Below are 17,724 nucleotides of genomic sequence, written 5' to 3' on the forward strand. Positions count from 1 at the left end.
ACTCCTCGCGATGGGGGACGGCACTCCGCCCGACGGTAGCAGCCCGAGTTCAGGACGAGGATCCGCCTCGCTGCTCCTCGATCTCGTGCAGCACCTCAGAAGCGTCCTCCGACCCGGATTCCCGCAGCTCATGGACGAGCTGCTCGAGCTCCGCGCCGCCGGCCATCAGCCCGGTCAGCTCTGCGAGCGAGATTTCGGACTTCTCGTGGTACCCGATGCTGCGCCCCCGCTTCAGCAGCAGGAATCGGTCCCCGACCGGGTAGGCGTGGTGCGGATTGTGCGTGATGAAGATCACTCCCAGGCCGCGTTCACGCGCCTGGACGATGTACTTCAGGACGACCCCTGACTGCTTCACCCCGAGCGCGGCGGTCGGCTCGTCGAGGATCAGCACGCGTGCGCCGAAGTACACCGCGCGTGCGATCGCGACGCACTGCCGCTCGCCGCCCGAGAGGGTACCGATCGGCTGGTCGACGTCGCGCAGGTCGATCCCCATGGCCTGCAGCTCATGCCTGGCGGTTCGCCGCATGAACTCGGTGTCGAGACGACGGAATGGTCCGCGGCCCTTCGTCACCTCGGACCCGAGGAAGAAGTTGCGCCAGACGGGCATGAGCGGCGCAACCGCGAGATCCTGGTAGACGGTGGCGATGCCACGATTCAGCGCGTCCCGGGGAGAGGCCAGCGCAACCGGCGTCCCGGAGATCTCGAACACTCCATCGTCGTGGGGGTGAAGGCCGGAGATGATCTTGATGAGCGTGGACTTCCCCGCCCCGTTGTCGCCGAGGACGCATAAGACCTCGCCGGCGCCGACCGCGAGGCTCACGTCCTGGAGCGCGATCACGTTGCCGTACCGCTTACCGACGTTCCGGAGCTCGACCAGGGGGTCACTCGGAGCACCGGAGTGCGCGAGATCTGCTGCGCTCATCGCCCCCGTCCTTTCGCCGCGCGCCGTTGCAGCCAGAAGTTCAGCACGGTCGCACCGAGCAGCATGGCTCCGAGGAAGAAGCGGAGCCAGTCGGGGTTCCACTCCGCGTAGACGACGCCCTTCAGGGCCATGCCGTAGATCAGCGCGCCGATAGCACCGCCGATCGCCGAGCCGGCTCCCCCGGTCAGGAGACAGCCACCGACGACCGCGGCGATGATGTAGAGGAACTCGTTGCCGATCCCCTCGCCAGACTGCACCGTCTTGAACGCGAACAGATTGTGCATGCCGAGCAGCCACGCGCAGAATCCGACGCCCATATAGAGCCCGATCTTCGTGCGAGCTACGGGCACGCCGACGGCACGCGCGGCGTCCGGCGCACCACCGGAGGCGATGATCCAGTTCCCCATGCGCATGCGCCGGAGGATCCACGTCGCCACCGCGACGAGGGCGATCCAATAGAAGACCGTGATCTTGACATTGACGCCGAGAACGGGGACGTCGGAGGCGAACACCGCGACCGCCGAGTCGAACCCGGCCCACTGCTCGATCGAGGGACTCGCCACGCCTCCCGTGATGAAGCGGGTGAGACCGAGGTTGAGGCCCGTCAGCATGAAGAACGTCGCGAGCGTCACGATGAAGCTGGCGAGACGAGTCCTGATGAGCAGCCATCCGTTGATGAACCCGACGAGCAGCGAGAAGACCAGCCCGAAGACGACTCCGACCCAGACGTTGGTGCCGAACCAGTACACGAACAGCGATGCGGCGAGCGCGCTCGAGATGACGCCGACGCCCGCCGAGAGGTCGAACTCTCCGCCGATCATGAGGAGGGAGACGCCGAGGGCCATGATGCCCACCGTCGACGCACCGTACAGCGTCGTCGCGATCGAGCTCGGCTGGGTGAACTGCGGGGCGACTGCCGCGAAGAGGATGAACACGACCAGCGCGGCCGCGGTCGCCCCCGCCTCGGGCTTTGTGAAGAAGCGCGTGAACCAGTTGCCGGAGGCGATCCGCTCGTCGCGGGCCGGGGCGGTTGCGATGGTCATGGTGTCACTCCGCGTCCGCGGTGCTCTCGTCTCCGGCGCTCTCGTCCCCGTTTTCGGAGAACTGGGAGGCGACGGTGTCGAGGTTCTCCTGGGTGATCACCGCCGGCCCGGTCAGCACGGCCTGGCCGCCTCCGAGCACGTAGCCGCCCTCGGAGTAGAGCCGCACGGCCTCGACCGATGCATACCCCTGCAGCCATGGCTGCTGGTCGGAGGCGAAGACGATGCTCCCCTCGTCGATGGCCGCGTAGACCTCGCGGTTCAGATCCATCGTGGCGAGACGGGCGTCGCTGCCGGCGTCGGCGATGGCGTCGATCGCGGCGAGTCCGAATGGCGCGCCGAGGGTGACGACGAAGTCGATGTCGGTGTCCGTCTGGAGCTTCGAGGTGATCGTCGAGGCGACGTTGGTCATGTCCTGTCCGTTGACGTAGAGCACCTCGACCGCTCCGTCGAACGTGTCCGCAATCCCCTCGCACCGCGACTCGAGGCCGACATGGCCCTGCTCGTGGATCACGCAGACGGCCTGTTCCGAACCCTCGGAATTGAGCTGCTCGCCCATGGCCTGGCCGGCGATGAACTCGTTCTGACCGAAGTGCGCGACGACGCCGAGGTCGCGGTACTGGTCCTCTCCGGCGTTGATGCTGAAGACGGGGATCCCCGCTTCCACCGCCTGTTCGACGGCACCGGACATGGCGTCAGCCTTCGCGAGCGTCACGACGATGCCGTCGACCTCCTGGTCTATGGCCTGCTCGACGAGCTGGGCCTGCCGAGCGCCGTCCGGATCGGAGCTGTAGAGGAGGTCGACGTTGTTCCGGTGCGCAGCGGACTCTGCACCGCCGCGGACGACGTCCCAGAACGTGTCTCCCGGTGCCTGATGGGTGACCATCGCGACCCGGAGCTCCGGGAGGTCTTCTGCGGCCCCTCCTCCGGCGCCCGCCCCGGCGGGCCCGCCGCTGCACGCGGTCAGTGTCAGGGCACCCGCGGCAAGCAGGGCGGCGAACACCCCCGAGCGGCTCCATCGCCCCGAACGTGACTTGATCATGTTGCACTCCATCGTGTTCAGCGGACGGGCGCTCTGGCACGCATCCGTTTCGACCGCGCGTGCGGCACGCGCGTCTCGCGACGCCGCCTGCGGGTGTGACCCGACTTCGGATTCCGGAGGCGTCCGCAAGTATATTGCCACACCCGGCGGAGGGCCGGCTGTTCAGCGCGAGGGATGGGGACCTTAGCGCGATGGATCCGGGAGCTTGCCGCGTTCCAGTGCGTCCCAGAAGTCGCCCCGCACGTACCGCTGCTCGGGGTCGGGGTCGAAGTCCCAGTGCCGCGCGCGACCGGCCTGCAGTGCCGCCGCGACGAGCCGTCTGCGCGCCTGACTGTGGGAGACCGCGGACTCGAGTGCGTCGAGGTCGTATCGCGCTGCGAGCGCGGATCTGAGCGCTGCGAGCGCATCGGCGTATCCGGCGTCGGATGCGACGTTGGTGAGTTCGTCCGGATCCTCATCGAGGTCGAAGAGCTGATCGGGATCTCCGGGGCAGACGACGAGCTTGAGGGAGCCGCTGACGAGCGTCAGCTGCGGCCGTTGAGTGCCCTCCGCCAGATACTCGATCACCACCTGTCTTGCCCGCACGTGCTCCTCGCCCCGAGCTTCGTCACGAGCGATGGCGAGGAGGGAATCGCCCGGAGCGGCCTCGTCGGCGTCGGCACCGGAGATGTCGAGCAGCGTGGGCAGGAGGTCGAGCAGACTGACCGGTGCGGCGAAGCGTCCGCGGGGCATGAGATGCTCGGGACCGTACACGATGAGCGGCACCCGCGCCGACTGCTCGTACGGGGACATCTTGTACCAGAGCCCCTTCTCGCCGAGCATGTCCCCGTGATCGCTCGTCACGATGACGACAGTGTTCTCCGCGAGCTCGAGGTCGGCGAGCCGCTCGCGGATTCGCCCCACGTGATCGTCGATGTAGCTCACGGCTGCGTAATAGGCGCGACGGGCTCGCTGCACATCGGCGGCCGCCGGTTCGCGCAGATCGAACCCGCTCATGGCGCGGAGCCGATGGGTGTGGGGATCCTGCGCGGCATCCGGAACCTCCGGATGCGCCGGTGGCGGAATATCGACCCCCGCGAATCGGTCCCAGTGCTCGCGCGGCGGCTCGTACGGATCGTGCGGGTGGATGAACGAGGTCACCATGAGGAACGGGATCTCCTCCCCCTCCCACCGGTTCGCTCGGGCGCGGTCGTTCAGGTGGCGGAGTGCGCGGAAGCCCACTTCGTCATCGAAGTCCTGCTGCACCGTGGCCAAGGAGACGCCAGCCGTGAAGACCGAATCGGCATCGTGGTACCACTGCAGCCGGTCCGACAGCGGCCGCCGCCAGTCCGGCACCATGTCGAGGTCGGCCGGGTAGACATCGGTGGTCAGGCGCTCCTCGAAGCCGTGATGCTGGTCGGGACCGATGAAGTGCATGCGCCCGATGAGGGCCGTGTGGTACCCGGCGGCTCGGAGATGATGCGCGAACGTCGGCGTGGAAGCCGGGAAGTCGTCGCCGTTGTCGAAGCACTCGATGTCGGACGGCATGCGGCCGGTCATCATCGAAGCACGGGAGGGCGCGCACAGCGGGGTGTTGCAGTACGCACGGTCGAACACCGCCCCCTCGGCGGCGAGCGCATCGATGTGCGGCGTCTGCGCGGCCTCGTCTCCGTACGCTCCGAGTGCCTGCGCCGCCATCTGGTCGGCCTGGATCACGACGATGTTCGGCGGTCTCATAGACTTTCGGTACCTTTCTGTACGGCAATCTGGAGGTGAGTGTGGGAGCGTGCTGCGGGCCGGATCGGACGGCGGGGCCGTCCCTGTCGGGTGGTGGCGGTGCGATCCGGCGATCCGAGCTGGAAGCGCTCGCCGCGGGTGCGCCGCGGGATCTGCGGATGGTGGGGTTGACCGGCGGAGCATTCCGCATGGGATCCGAGGATCCCGCGGCGTACGCTGCCGATCTCGAGGGGCCGGTGCGTACCGTGCACGTTGCTCCGTTCGCGATCGCGGCGACGACCGTGACGAACGCGGAGTTCGCCGTCTTCGTCGCCGCTACGGGGTATCTCACCGATGCGGAGCGCCACGGCGATTCGCTGGTCTTCGCCGGCAGGCTCACGGAGCGCACGCGCGCGGACTCGCCACGTGTGGTGGACGCCCCCTGGTGGTGCCGCGTTACCGGCGCGCACTGGTTCTCCCCTGAGGGACCCGGCACCTCGGTTGAGGCTCGCGCCGACCATCCGGTGACCCATGTGTCGCACCGGGACGCAGAGGCCTACGCTGCATGGGCTGGCTGCCGCCTCCCCACCGAACCTGAGTGGGAGTTCGCGGCCAGGGGCGGCCTCGATCAGCAGCCGTTCCCCTGGGGGTCGGTGCGCGAGCCGGGAGGCGTTCCGCGCATGAACACGTTCCCCGGCCGGTTCCCCGACGCGCCGTCGGCTCCCGTCGGAACCGCGTGCGCCTCCGGCTTTCATCCGAACGCCTTCGGCCTGCACCAGATGACGGGAAACGTCTGGGAGTGGTCCGCAGGCACCTTCAGCGACTTGGACCAGCGGCCGGTCATGCGCGGCGGATCGTACCTCTGCCACGACTCCTACTGCCGCCGCTACCGCACCTCCGCGCGCACCGCAGCGACGGCGGATACGTCGCTCGGACACACCGGGTTCCGGCTCGCCGTCGATACCGGGTGACGGCGAACCGAACCCCGGCTTACGCCGGCTCATCACCGGGCTTCCGATCCTCGCCCGGTGTGCGTTCCTCTCCGGTCTTCCGGCCGTCCTCGTCGGCCCGCCGGCCGTCCTCGCCGGTGATCGCGGCGATCTGTCCGGTCTCGGGGTCGTAGCCGTCCTCCCACGTGTCGGTCTCGAAGTCGTAGCCCACCGGCTCGCCATCCTCGTTGGTCCGCTGGTACCAGGAGGTGTAGATCTCGTCGTGGGAGTCGACATCCGCTCCGGCGCCCTCCCCCGGCTTCGTCTCGACCACCTGCAGCGCGAAGTCGTCGCCGTAACGGTCCACGCCCTCGACCACGGCGTTGCGCATGGCATTGTCCGCGTAGTGGTGGCGGAGCGTATAAGGGTCGGTCCTCAGGTCCTTGAACCAGGCGATGATGATGAGGATCATGATGATCGCGAACGGCACCGCCGTGACGATGACGAGCTGCTGCAGACCCTCGAGCGCTGTCGCGTCGCCGAGCAGCAGCATGACGACCGCGATACCCGACATCACGAGACCCCAGAAGATCACGACCCAGCGGCTGGGCGATTGATCCCCTCGCGTCGTGAGCATGCCCATGACGACCGATGCGGAGTCTGCCGAGGTGATGAAGAAGATCGCCAGCACGAGGATCACGACGAAGGGCAACCACTCCACGTACGGCAGGTTGTCGATCAGCGTGAAGAACACCTCAGGCGGCGCCATGTCGGCGGAGAAGCCGGGCTTCCCCTCGCGGTACATCCAGATGGAGGTGCCACCCATGACGCCATAGGCGACGAAGAGCAGCGACGACGGGATGAAGATCGTGCCGAGAATGAACTGGCGGATGCTCCGACCGCGGGAGATGCGCGCGATGAACGTGCCGACGAAGGGCGACCACGAGATCCACCACGCCCAGTAGTAGACCGTCCAGATCGACTGGAACTCCTGCGTCTCCGCTCCCCAGGAGAGCGAGCGGCCCATCATGTCGAACATCGACCCGAAGTACTCCATGAGGCCGGACGGCAAGAGGTTCATGAGGAACAGCGTCGGTCCGAGGAAGAGGACGAGCAGGACGATGCCGACGGTGAGCACGATGTTGATGCTCGAGAGGTAGCGGATGCCGCGCGAGACCCCCGAGACGGCCGAGACGATGAAGCCCACCGTGAGGATCGCAATGACGACGACGAGCATGTTGTTCGTCAGCGGACCCGCGTCGGTCACGATGCTCACGCCGGTACCGATCTGCATCGCGGCGATGCCGAGCGCCGCCGCCGTACCGAAGAGCGTGGCGACGATCGCGAACACGTCGACCAGCTTGCCGGCGAACCCGTCGGTGGCGCGCTCCCCGAAGAGCGTGCGGAACACCGAGGACATCAGGAGCGAGCGCCCGCGCCGGTACGCTGCGTAGGCGATCGAGCCGCCGACGAGCGCGTACATCGCCCAGGCGTGGAATCCCCAGTGGAAGTACGTCTGCGCCATCGCCCGGTGCAACGCCTCGGTCGACTCAGCCTCAGCGGTGAGTGGCGGCGGTGAGGTGAAGTAGGTGAGCGGCTCGGACGGGCCGAAGAAGAGGACGCCGATGCCGATGCCGGCGGCGAACAGCATCGCCACCCACGCGAAGGTGCTGAACTCGACCTTCTCGTCGTCCTTCCCGAGCTTGATCTTGCCGTAGGAGGAGAACGCCATGATGAGCAGCGCCACCAGCACGACCGTGGCGATCGCGTTGAACAACCATCCGAGATTGCCGGTCGCCCAGTCGAACGCGACCTGGGCGACCGATGCGACGCTCTCGGGGCTGACGACGCCCCAGATCACGAAGGCGACCGTCAGAATTCCGGCGACGGAGAAGACGAACTTGCCGATGCGGTAGTCGCGTCGCTGCTCGTCGATCGCGATGCCAGGCACGAGCGCAGGATGGATGTTGTGCGGGTACTCGGACTTCTGCAGGTCCGGCCGCTGGTAATCGAGACCGGCGAACGGGATCCCGGGTCGCTGAGGTCGATCTGCTCTCGGGTGGGGTTCTCGATCGGGCGTGGACGGACGATCTTCGGACATGACGGGGTCGGCCTTTCGACATCGAATGGAGGAGTGGATGGGGGTGCGCAGCGAGTCGCTACGGCTCTCTCCCCCACCAGCCGATGGCCGCCGGTGTCCAGGAATCATTGGCGTACCCAGCGGTGCCGCGGATCGCGGCGATGCCCTGGGTTTCCGTCATGCCAGCTGATGGTAGCAGGGCCCAGCGCTCCTGGACGGACCATCGAGACCCTGCCCCGGCGGCCCTCGCCCCTAGACTCGATGACGTGAGCGTTCTGGGAACACTGTCGATCATCGCCTCGGCCGTGCTGGTCGGCACGATCCTCCAGAGGCTCTCGGGTACCGGCGTCGGACTCGTCGTCGCCCCGGTTCTCTCGCTGCTTCTCGGCCCGGCATTCGGGGTTCTGGTGACGAACATGACGACCATCGTCTCCGGCCTGCTCATCATGTTCGCGGTGTGGAGCCGCATCGACTGGCGGGCGTACCTGCTGATCGCGCCGGCCGCCGCCGTCGGCGCTTGGCCCGGCGCGTGGTTGGTGAGCGTGCTTCCGACAGGCTGGCTCTCGGTCTTGCTCGGGACGATCGTTGTGCTCGCACTCCTCGTGACCGTCACGCTGCGACGGCTCCCCGAGTGGAAACACCGATCCGCCGCACTTGTCGCGGGATTCATCGGCGGATTCTTCAACACCACATCGGGTGTCGCGGCTCCCGTCATGGTGATCTACTCGAGAGTGTCCCGCTGGGATCAGCTCCGCTTCTCCGCAACGCTGCAACCGATCTTCATGACGATGGGCGCGGCGTCGGTGGTCGCGAAACTCACGGTCGGCTCCGTCGGGGAGCACGCCGCGCTGGACGTCCCGTTCATCTGGTTGGTGATCGGCATTCCGGCAACCGTGATCATCGGCATCGGCATCGCCACCGCCCTGGTGCGGTTCGTACCCGTGTCCTTAGCTCGGAGGCTCGCAATGACGCTCGCCGCGCTTGGCGGCGTCGCAGCGATCACTCGAGGCGCCATCGAGATCCTCACGACCGCATGAGACGCGATCGCAACCCGACAATGGTTGCGAATCGACCGGATGGTGTGCTGACAATGAATGCAGCCCGCGGCGGATCCTGCGGGAGACGATCCAATGGAGCATCGAGATGTCCGGTTCACGGCCAGCAGGCGAACGCGCTGCGCATATGTCGCCCCTTCCCACCGCGAACACGGAGGTGCAGCTCCAATCGCCGGGAGAACGGGCCGAGGGACTCTCCCAGCGCACGGCGGGCACGCGGTGGATCGGCTTCGCAGGCGGCCTGATCCTCGCTGCGCTGCTGTACACGATCATGCCGGACGACGTTCCTCACGATGCTCGCCTGACAGCGGCTATCGCCGGGCTCATGGCCGTGTGGTGGATGTCGGAGGCGCTTCCGATCCCAGCAACGGCGCTCGTTCCACTCGTCGCGTTCCCGATCCTCGCCACCGGGAGTGATGAAAATCCCGTGACCGTCGACTCGGTCGGCGCGAGCTACGGCAACAACATCATTTTCCTCTTCATGGGTGGCTTCATGATCGCACTGGCGATGCAGCGGTGGAACCTGCACCGTCGCATCGCGCTGATCGTTCTCAACGCCATGGGCGAGCGCACGGGCGCGCTCATCGCGGGCTTCATGGTCGCGACCGGTTTCCTCTCCATGTGGGTGTCGAACACCGCGACGGCGGTCATGATGCTCCCGATCGGTCTGTCGGTGCTCGAGCTCGTGAGCGAGGCGATGGAGCGCAAGGGCGTCATCGAGAAGGGTTCGGGGGCCGCAGGAGCCATCAAGACCAAGTTCGGCACTGCGCTCATGCTGAGCATCGCCTACGCAGCGTCACTCGGATCTCTCGGAACGCTCATCGGGACGCCTCCGAACGCTCTGCTCGCCGCCTACCTCAGCCAGGAGCACGACATCACGATCGGCTTCGGCCAGTGGATGGTGGTGGGCATGCCGCTGTCGATCATCATGCTCGCGTTCACCTGGTGGTTGCTCGTCAAGGTCATGTACAAGCCCGAGGTGCAGACGATCCCAGGTGGCCGAGAGGTCATTCGCGCAGAAATCGCGAAACTCGGGCCCGTGTCGACCGGCGAGAAGCTCGTACTCACTATCTTCGTCCTCGCCGCGGTGAGCTGGATTGCGGTTCCGTTGCTCTTCGAGGACCCGCCGATCTCGGACGCCGGCATCGCGATGACGGCCGGCCTCCTGCTCTTCCTCATTCCGGCCGGCGCAGCACGCGGGGTCCGCCTGCTCGATTGGGAGTCGGCGGTGAAGCTCCCCTGGGGTGTTCTCCTGCTCTTCGGCGGAGGCCTGGCTCTCTCCGGCCAGTTCTCGAACTCCGGACTCACTGAGTGGATCGGCGAGGTCTCTGAGGGCATCGGGGGGCTTCCGGTCGTCCTCATGGTCGTGATCCTGACCGCAGCGATTCTCTTCCTCACCGAGATCACGTCGAACACCGCGACCGCTGCGACGTTCCTCCCCCTCGTCGGGGGTATCGCGATCGGTATCGGCGTCGACCCGATGCTCCTCACGATCCCCGTGGCACTCGCGGCGACGTGCGCCTTCATGCTGCCGGTCGCGACGCCGCCGAACGCCGTGGTCTACGGCACCGGCTACGTCACGATCGGGCAAATGGCGAAGGCCGGTGTCTTCCTGAACCTCGCCGGCATCGTCATGATCAGTCTGACCACCATGACACTCGCGGTATGGGTGTTCGGCATCGTCTACTGAACCAGAAGTCTCCTGAGCGGCGATCAGCCGCCCGGCGTACCATGCAGATATGAGCCTCCGCGATATTCCACTCACGACGATCAGCGGCGAAGAGACCTCGCTCGCCGAGCATGCGAACGAGGTCGTGCTCGTGGTGAACGTCGCGTCGAAGTGCGGGTTCACACCGCAGTACGAGCAGCTCGAGGAACTCCAACAACGCTACGGATCTCGGGGGTTCACCGTGCTCGGATTCCCCTGCAACCAGTTCCTCGGCCAGGAACCCGGCAGCGCCGAGCAGATTCAGGAGTTCTGCTCCGTGACGTACGGGGCGTCGTTTCCGCTCATGGAGAAGGTCAAGGTCAACGGTCGAGGCCAGCACCCGCTATTCGCGGAGCTCCGCGAAGTACCCGACGCTTCTGGAAAGGCAGGACGGGTGCGCTGGAACTTCGAGAAGTTCGTCATCGCCCCGGACGGTTCGATCTCGCGTTTCCGTTCGAAGACCCGACCGGACGACCCCGAAATCATCGCCGCAATCGAAGCAGGCCTCCCGGCCTGACCGACGAAGGAGGAGCAGATGTCGAACGCAACCGCCTGGCCGCAGAGCCGAGCCATGGAGCTCATGAGCCTCTACGACGATCTGCAGAGCACGAGCCGGACCCCGACAACCCGCTCACTCGTGCACGCGATCGTTCCGGCTCCCGCGGAGATCGCGACGCAGCTCGGCGTCGCTCCGGGAAGTAACGTGCTGCACCTGCGCCGCGTGCGCAGTTCCGAAGGCACCCCGGTCGCTATTCTCGAGAACTATCTGCCCGTGCCGTACACGGACATCACCGAGGGGGACCTCGACACCCGCGGCCTGTACCAGGTGCTCCGCGCGCGCGGTGTCGCGATCCGCATCGCGAACCAGGCGATCAGCGCACGGCTCGCGCACGGCGACGAGGCCGACCTGCTCGGTGTCGCCCGCGGCGGCCCGGTTCTCACGACGGAGCGCGTCGTCTTCAACGACGCCGGCGAGGTCGTGGAGTACGGCATGCACTGCTACCGCCCCGACCTCTACCGTTTCGAGACGACCCTGGTCGCGAAGTAGCGGGGACGATAGCATCGCGGCATGAGCTTCGTGGCATCAGACGACCGGTACGCACGCACCCCCATCCGACGCTCGGGAGGCAGCGGACTCCAGCTTCCCGCCCTGTCGCTCGGCCTCTGGCAGAACTTCGGAGACGATCGAGCGTTCGAGACGCAGCGCGACATCGTGCTGCGCGCGTTCGATCTCGGGGTGTTCCACTTCGACCTCGCGAACAACTACGGCCCGCCTGCAGGGTCGGCCGAGCGCAACTTCGGGCGACTGCTCGCGACCGACCTCGCGCCCTACCGGGATGAACTCGTCGTCTCCACCAAGGCGGGCTGGAACATGTGGCCAGGCCCCTACGGGTCGGGCGGCGCACGCAAGTATCTCGTCTCCAGTCTCGACCGATCCCTCGAGCGACTGGGCCTCGACGCTGTCGACGTCTTCTACTCCCATCGTCCCGATCCCGGCACCCCGATCGAGGAGACGGCGCGCGCCCTCGACTTCGTGGTGCGGTCGGGCCGAGCCCACTACGTCGGCATCTCCTCCTACTCGCCCGAGGCGACGCGCCAGATGGCCGCGCTCATGCGCGAACTCGGCACACCGCTCACGATTCATCAGCCCTCGTACTCCATGCTGAACCGCTGGATCGAGACCGAGGGGCTCATCGATGCCGCCGCAGACGAGGCGATGGGGATCATCGGCTTCAGCCCGCTCGGGCAGGGCCTGCTGACGAGCAAGTACCTCGACGGGATCCCCGAGAACGCTCGCGCGGCACAGGGCGGCTCGTTCGACGCATCATGGGTCACGGATGAGCTTCGGGATCGCCTCCGGGGCCTCGACCGAATCGCTTCGGCGCGCGGTCAGTCGCTCGCCCAGCTCGCGATCGCGTGGGCGCTGCGCGATCCGCGCGTGACCAGTCTCGTCGCGGGGGCGAGCAGCGTGTCCCAGCTCGAGGAGAACCTGGCAGCGCTCGATCGACTCGATTTCTCGGACGATGAACTCGCGGCGATCGAGGAGCTGGCCGTCGAAGCCGGCATCGACAACTGGCGGTCGGCGCGAGAGGGCGGCCCGCTGCCGACCGTGACGGCGGAGACGTTCGAACGGACGAGCGATCCGGCCTGAGCTTCCGGCTCCGGCTCAGCAGCCGTGCGCTGCAAGCGTCTGACGCAGGAGCGTTCCGCGACCGCCGTGGAACTCGTCGAGCGTGTCGACGGCGAGCGCCTCCTCCGGTGACATCCAGGAGACCTCGAGGGCGTCCTGGCGGGGGTCACAGCTGCCGGTCACCGGCACCACGAAGACGAGGGAGACGGCGTGCTGCCGTTCGTCGACGAACGCGCTGACTCCCGGCATGGGGAAGTATTCGGCGACCTGCGTCGGCACCGGCGAGACCGGCATCTGAGGGAACGCCATCGGTCCGAGGTCGTTCTCCAGATGCCGGAACAGCGCTTCGCGCAGCGTCTCGCCGAATCGCACGCGCCCCGCGATCAGGGATCGGGTCATCACACCCTCAGGGGTGCTCCGCAGGAGCAGCCCCACCTCGGTGATCCGACCGAGACTGTCGAGGCGCACGGGAACGGCTTCGATGTAGACGATCGGCAGACGACCGCGGACGAACCTGAGCTCGTCCTCGCTGAGCCACCCGGGATTGTCGTTCGGGGTGGGGCGATCGTCCGGATCCGGCAGGTCGGCGGTGTCGATGCTCATACTGCCATTCTGCACCGTCGAATCGGGTGCGACGTGCACGGGCCCCTCGTTAGGCTGTGGTCATGAGTGACTTCACGATCGACCCGGCACCCGTGCAGTGGACGGTGGACGGCGCACCCGCACTCGAAGAGCACGCGATCGCGCTGCTCGCCGAGCGACCGCTGCTGATCCTGCTGCACGGCTTCGGTGCGTCCGAAACCGACCTGCTGGGCCTCGCACCCGCACTACCGACCGGATACGTGTGCGCATCGCTGCGCGCTCCCCTGCCCGTCCACGAGTACGGCGGGTTCGCGTGGGCACCGCTCGTCGTCACCGAAGCCGGCCAGGCGGCGCCCGAGCCGTCGGTGGAGCGGTTCGAGGGGACACCCTATGCACGGGCTGCGCAGGCCGTGATCGACTGGCTCGACGGCGTTGAGGAGCGCGTGCGCGTGGCCACGGGACACGGACTGTCGGGGCAGATGCTGCTCGGCTTCTCGCAGGGCGGCTGCATGGTCACGTCCCTCTTGCGGATCGCGCCTCAGCGCTTCGCGGCGGCCGTCGTATGCTCAGGCTTCGTCGCCCCGGGCTTCGGCGAGCACGACGTGCTGCTCTCGGAAGTGCGGCCGCCGGTCTTCTGGGGGCGGGACCCCGCGGATCCGGTCATCGATACGGCACGTGTGCAGGCGCTTGCCGAGTGGCTCCCCCACCATGTCGAGGCGACCGTGCGCGAGTACGCGGGCGTCGGCCACTCGATCGGTCCGGGCGAGGCAGCCGACATCGCCGCGTTCTTGATCACGCACGTGCCGACGGGTATCGCGGGCGGATCTGGATCGTCGTCGAAGTTGCACTAAGTCCCCCTTCGCGCCCCTCGAAACCGGAGAAACTGCAGCCTCGCGGCGGCCGACCCGACACCCCGTCGCACCCGTTTTCGCGTTTGCGTCGCGACCCGCTAGAGTAGTCGTTGCGCAACAGCGCAATCGGGATGTGGCGCAGTTTGGTAGCGCACGTCGTTCGGGACGACGGGGTCGCAGGTTCAAATCCTGTCATCCCGACCAAAAGCCCTGGTGAGAACATGTTCTCACCAGGGCTTTTCTTCTGGGTGCATCGTGTTTACGGCGCACCGGGGCCGGCGGGACCCGACGTTGTCGACAACCGATCCATCATTTCCGAGGCTGGTGGCCTTTCGCAGGATCGATGGTGTGCTCGGCGATGACCTCACCGGTGCGGGCGACACTGGTAACGACTTCGCAGTCACAAATGAGCACGAGGACCGGAGTCGTCTCGGGAACGGTCCGACCCGAATCCCACCGGGGTGGAGTCCCCACTCTGCGGGACGAGGAGCTTCGCCTCAGCGCCCGACCTTCATGTGTTCGAGCTCACTGATCTCGTCAGGAGTGAGCGCGCGCGTCGCGCGCCCTTCCAGGAGAAACGCAAGCTGCGCAGATGCCTCGAACTCCTCAGCGGCGTTGACGGCGTCGTGAAGCGTGCTGCCCGCAACGATCGAGCCATGATTGCCGAGCAGGATCCCCGCGGAGACGGACGCCGCGGCGCGAACATCGGCGACGCCCGCTTCGGTACCGGGGCGAAAGTAGGGAACAAAGGGAACTGACCGACCGACGCGCATCACGAAGTACGGGGTCAGCGCGGGAATGGTGTCAGCACGTGACGGGCCCTCCCCCGCGGGTGCGGTGCCTGCGAGGCAGCTCATCGCAGTCGCATAGGTCGAGTGCAGGTGGACCACCGCCCCTGCGGCCGGACGAGCTTCGTATACCGCGAGGTGCATGACGACCTCTTTGGACGGCTTCGGCCCTGAGATGTGCCGCCCCTCTGTGTCGAGCACGGATAGCTCGTCCGGAACGAGCCTGCCGAGAGACGCGTTCGTCGGAGTCATGAGGAACCCACCCTCCGGCAATCGGACGCTGATGTTCCCGGCAGAGCCCACCGAGAATCCTCGGTCGAACAGGCTCCGGGCGAGAAGGACTAGATCGTTTCTCAGATCTTCGGCAGTCACATGGACCTTTCGTTGAGCGTGTGAACGCGGGAGGGGGACGGGGGGCGAATACCCCCGCCCCCACCCGTTCAGAGGAAGAGATTCAGCACGAGAAGGATGACCAGGCTGACCGCCCAGCCTATCGTCGTGGTCACCGACCACGCGCGCATCTGCAGCTTCGCGTCGGTGATGCCGAGTGTTCGGTTCACGACCCAGAAGAGACTGTCATTGAAGTAGCTAAACACCATCGCTCCCATACACGCGGCAAGAGCGGCCAACGTCATGTTGACGCCGGGAACGTCCGCCATGATCGGCGCGGCGATCGATGCTGCCGTGATGATCGCGACTGTTCCGGATCCCTGCACCACGCGCACGAGCGAAGCGATGATGAACGGGATCAGGATCGACGGCAGCGGGAGACCGGCCACCCACTGGCCGATCGTGTCGCCGAGTCCGCTCTCACGCAGCACCGCACCGAGTGCTCCACCGGCGCCGGTCACGAGGAGGATGATGCCAGCTGACTCGATCCCCTTCTCCATGTCGGCGAGCGTGCCCTCGCGGGTCTGCTGACGGGCGAGACCATAGATCGCGAGGAGCACACCAATGAGGAGTGCGATGACCGGGCTTCCGATGAACGCAGCCGAACCGGCGACCCACTCGGGCACGTTCAGTGCTTCATTCTGTGCGAGCGCAGCGACTGACGTGTTCAGCACGATCAGCAGAATCGGGACGAAGATCGGCACCAGGCTCATGAAGAGGGACGGGAGTTTCGTCACGCGATCCTGCGCGGCGGCCTCGAACTCGGCGAGCGCCTCGCCCTGAGCGCGCTCCGCGACGAGAGTGCTGCCACCGCCCTGCGCTGCGGAGACCGCGATCGACTCCTCTGCCATCTCGGATGCTGCCGTGCCGGCCATTTTGGCCTCGATGCGAGGTCCCACCCATGTCGCGTACAGGGTCATGGCGACTGCCGCAGGAATCGCGATGACCGTGCCCCAGATGAAGAGCTCCCCGAGGGGAACGCCGAAGATGCTGGCGGCTGCCAGCGGGCCGGGCGTGGGCGGCACAGCGTGGTGCATCACCACGGCACCCGCCGCAAGCGCGATACCGAGCGTGATCACGGAACGCTGCGCAGTTCGGGCGAGCGACTTCACGAGCGGCGAGAGGATGATGAACGTCGAATCGACGAACACCGGGATCGAGACGATGAAGCCGGCACCGGCCATCGCCCACTGCTCACGCCCCTTGCCGAGACCACGGACCAGCGCGATCGCGAGTCGCTCCGCCGCACCCGAGGACTCGAGTACCCGCCCGAGCATGACTCCGAAGCCGATCACCAGGCCAATGGACGCGAGAGTGGCGCCGAAACCGGTCGTGATCGTGGCGATGGCCTCTGCCGGTGCCATTCCCGCCGCGAGTGCGGCGATCGATGCCGCGATAACCAGAGCAAGTAGCGCGTGCACTTTCGTACGGACGACGAAGAAGATGAGCAGCGCGATGGCGGCGACGAGGCCGATGATCGCGATGACGGGGTCATTCATCGAACTGCCCCCGCTTCCTGCGAAGCGAACTCGTTGGCGAACTGCCGCACCGCGTCCGCGAAACTCATATCCGCGGTGAACCCGAGCGCCAGGGTGCCGCTCACATCGAAGCTCCCCGGCCACGAGCAGACGATATCGATGATGCGCTGATCCGGCTCGATGGTCACGAGATCGCGCGCCTGCTGTCCGCCGACCTCGGTGAGCGCCTCGAGCATCTCACCGACGCTCACGCTCACTCCCGGCAGGTTCATCACGCGCCACTCCGGCAAATCGGCGGCCTCCAGCCGAAGCGCATGCACGAGGTTCGTGACTGCGGTATCGGGTGAGGACAGCCACATCGTGGTGTCGAGCGGCACGGGAACCGTCGATGGCTCTCCGAGGAGCGGCTCCCGGATGATGCCGCTTGCGAAGGAAGACGCTGCGGAGTTCGGACGCCCCGGGCGCACCGAGATCGTCGGAAGGCGGCAGATGCGCGCATCAACATACCCCTTGCGGGAGTACTCGTTGACCAGGAGCTCTCCGATGGACTTGAAGGCGCCGTAGGTCGAGGCCGGCTGGGTCGCGAGCGTGTCGGTGACCACTTCGGGCATCGGTCCGCCGAAGACGGCGAGCGAGCTCGTGAAGATGAAGCGCGGCGTCGTCGTCGCGGCTCGCGCCGCCTCCAGCAGCTCGCGAGTTGCCTGGACGTTGACGCGGTACGCGAGGTCGAAGTCTTCCTCCGATCCGCCCGAGAGCACGGCCGCGAGGTGGAAGACCGCGACGGTGTTGTCGTTCACCACGCTTCGCACCAGATCCGGATCCGCGAGATCGCCGACGACCGAGTCGACTCGGTCGTCCTGAACCTTCGACGGAGCGAGGTCGAACGAGACGATGCGGTCGAACTCCACTGGGGGTGTGCCGCCGTCCTTGGCTGCCAGAAGCTGAGCGATCACTCTGCTCCCGAGGAATCCGGCACCGCCGGTAACGATGATGTTCATCGTCGTCCTTTCATTGAGGGTGGTAGATGAGGGGT

At 66.7% G+C, this 17,724-nt stretch carries 16 protein-coding genes and 1 tRNA gene; 8 read left to right on the forward strand and 9 right to left on the reverse strand.

What is annotated here, in order from left to right; genetic code table 11:
- Nucleotides 1–49: 49 nt before the first annotated feature.
- From K8P10_RS10900 to betC, 4 genes are all read right to left on the reverse strand, one after another.
- Nucleotides 50–922: an ATP-binding cassette domain-containing protein gene (locus tag K8P10_RS10900; RefSeq protein WP_224778944.1), complete on the reverse strand. Its 873-nt coding sequence runs from the start codon at nucleotides 920–922 to the stop codon at nucleotides 50–52.
- Complete coding sequence (locus K8P10_RS10905; protein ID WP_224778945.1) at nucleotides 919–1,965, reverse strand: ABC transporter permease; 1,047 nt, start codon at nucleotides 1,963–1,965, stop codon at nucleotides 919–921. The genes K8P10_RS10900 and K8P10_RS10905 overlap by 4 nt, the downstream gene beginning before the upstream one ends.
- 4 nt (nucleotides 1,966–1,969) lie before the next feature.
- Entirely contained in the window at nucleotides 1,970–3,004 is a 1,035-nt protein-coding gene (locus K8P10_RS10910; protein WP_224778946.1) for a substrate-binding domain-containing protein, read from the reverse strand.
- A 183-nt stretch (nucleotides 3,005–3,187) separates the two neighbouring features.
- A complete protein-coding gene (gene betC / locus K8P10_RS10915; RefSeq protein ID WP_224778947.1) occupies nucleotides 3,188–4,720 on the reverse strand; it encodes a choline-sulfatase in 1,533 nt (510 codons plus the stop codon).
- A gap of 35 nt (nucleotides 4,721–4,755) precedes the next feature.
- Between betC and K8P10_RS10920 the strand changes: the two genes are divergently transcribed.
- The gene (locus tag K8P10_RS10920; RefSeq protein WP_224778948.1) at nucleotides 4,756–5,670 is read left to right on the forward strand and encodes a formylglycine-generating enzyme family protein; all 915 of its coding nucleotides are present in this window, start codon (nucleotides 4,756–4,758) and stop codon (nucleotides 5,668–5,670) included.
- A 19-nt stretch (nucleotides 5,671–5,689) separates the two neighbouring features.
- Here K8P10_RS10920 and K8P10_RS10925 read toward each other — a convergent pair whose 3' ends face one another.
- Nucleotides 5,690–7,729, reverse strand: coding sequence for a BCCT family transporter (locus K8P10_RS10925; RefSeq protein WP_224778949.1), 2,040 nt, complete (start codon nucleotides 7,727–7,729; stop codon nucleotides 5,690–5,692).
- A gap of 245 nt (nucleotides 7,730–7,974) precedes the next feature.
- On the opposite strand from K8P10_RS10925, the gene K8P10_RS10930 reads away from it, so the two are divergent.
- The 5 genes from K8P10_RS10930 to K8P10_RS10950 all read left to right on the forward strand — a co-directional run bounded on the left by K8P10_RS10930 (nucleotide 7,975) and on the right by K8P10_RS10950 (nucleotide 12,623).
- Nucleotides 7,975–8,745, forward strand: coding sequence for a sulfite exporter TauE/SafE family protein (locus K8P10_RS10930; RefSeq protein ID WP_224778950.1), 771 nt, complete (start codon nucleotides 7,975–7,977; stop codon nucleotides 8,743–8,745).
- Nucleotides 8,746–8,851: 106 nt separating this feature from the next.
- On the forward strand, nucleotides 8,852–10,453 hold the full coding sequence (locus K8P10_RS10935) for a DASS family sodium-coupled anion symporter (RefSeq protein ID WP_370631854.1): 1,602 nt from the start codon (nucleotides 8,852–8,854) through the stop codon (nucleotides 10,451–10,453).
- Between the two features lie 49 nt (nucleotides 10,454–10,502).
- On the forward strand, nucleotides 10,503–10,988 hold the full coding sequence (locus K8P10_RS10940; RefSeq protein WP_224778951.1) for a glutathione peroxidase: 486 nt from the start codon (nucleotides 10,503–10,505) through the stop codon (nucleotides 10,986–10,988).
- Nucleotides 10,989–11,006: 18 nt separating this feature from the next.
- Nucleotides 11,007–11,519 (forward strand): GntR family transcriptional regulator, encoded by a 513-nt coding sequence (locus tag K8P10_RS10945; RefSeq protein WP_224778952.1) that lies wholly within the window; start codon nucleotides 11,007–11,009, stop codon nucleotides 11,517–11,519.
- 21 nt (nucleotides 11,520–11,540) lie between these two features.
- Nucleotides 11,541–12,623 carry an aldo/keto reductase gene (locus K8P10_RS10950; protein ID WP_224778953.1) on the forward strand — a complete coding sequence of 361 codons (1,083 nt, stop codon included), beginning with the start codon at nucleotides 11,541–11,543 and terminating at the stop codon, nucleotides 12,621–12,623.
- A gap of 15 nt (nucleotides 12,624–12,638) precedes the next feature.
- Here K8P10_RS10950 and K8P10_RS10955 read toward each other — a convergent pair whose 3' ends face one another.
- Entirely contained in the window at nucleotides 12,639–13,205 is a 567-nt protein-coding gene (locus tag K8P10_RS10955; protein WP_224778954.1) for a DUF4916 domain-containing protein, read from the reverse strand.
- 62 nt (nucleotides 13,206–13,267) lie between these two features.
- Between K8P10_RS10955 and K8P10_RS10960 the strand changes: the two genes are divergently transcribed.
- Together K8P10_RS10960 and K8P10_RS10965 are read left to right on the forward strand one after the other, a co-directional pair.
- Nucleotides 13,268–14,035 carry an alpha/beta hydrolase gene (locus K8P10_RS10960; RefSeq protein ID WP_224778955.1) on the forward strand — a complete coding sequence of 256 codons (768 nt, stop codon included), beginning with the start codon at nucleotides 13,268–13,270 and terminating at the stop codon, nucleotides 14,033–14,035.
- A gap of 127 nt (nucleotides 14,036–14,162) precedes the next feature.
- Nucleotides 14,163–14,239, forward strand: a tRNA-Pro gene (locus tag K8P10_RS10965).
- A gap of 293 nt (nucleotides 14,240–14,532) precedes the next feature.
- Here K8P10_RS10965 and K8P10_RS10970 read toward each other — a convergent pair.
- From K8P10_RS10970 to denD, 3 genes are all read right to left on the reverse strand, one after another.
- Complete coding sequence (locus K8P10_RS10970; RefSeq protein ID WP_224778956.1) at nucleotides 14,533–15,195, reverse strand: aldolase; 663 nt, start codon at nucleotides 15,193–15,195, stop codon at nucleotides 14,533–14,535.
- A 68-nt stretch (nucleotides 15,196–15,263) separates the two neighbouring features.
- Nucleotides 15,264–16,712, reverse strand: a complete 1,449-nt coding sequence (locus K8P10_RS10975; RefSeq protein ID WP_224778957.1) for a GntP family permease — start codon at nucleotides 16,710–16,712, stop codon at nucleotides 15,264–15,266.
- A complete protein-coding gene (denD, locus tag K8P10_RS10980) occupies nucleotides 16,709–17,689 on the reverse strand; it encodes a D-erythronate dehydrogenase (protein ID WP_224778958.1) in 981 nt (326 codons plus the stop codon). The genes K8P10_RS10975 and denD overlap by 4 nt, the downstream gene beginning before the upstream one ends.
- Nucleotides 17,690–17,724: the final 35 nt, after the last annotated feature.

Origin of the sequence: Leucobacter sp. Psy1 (genome assembly GCF_020096995.1) — a bacterium.
Lineage (GTDB): Bacteria > Actinomycetota > Actinomycetes > Actinomycetales > Microbacteriaceae > Leucobacter.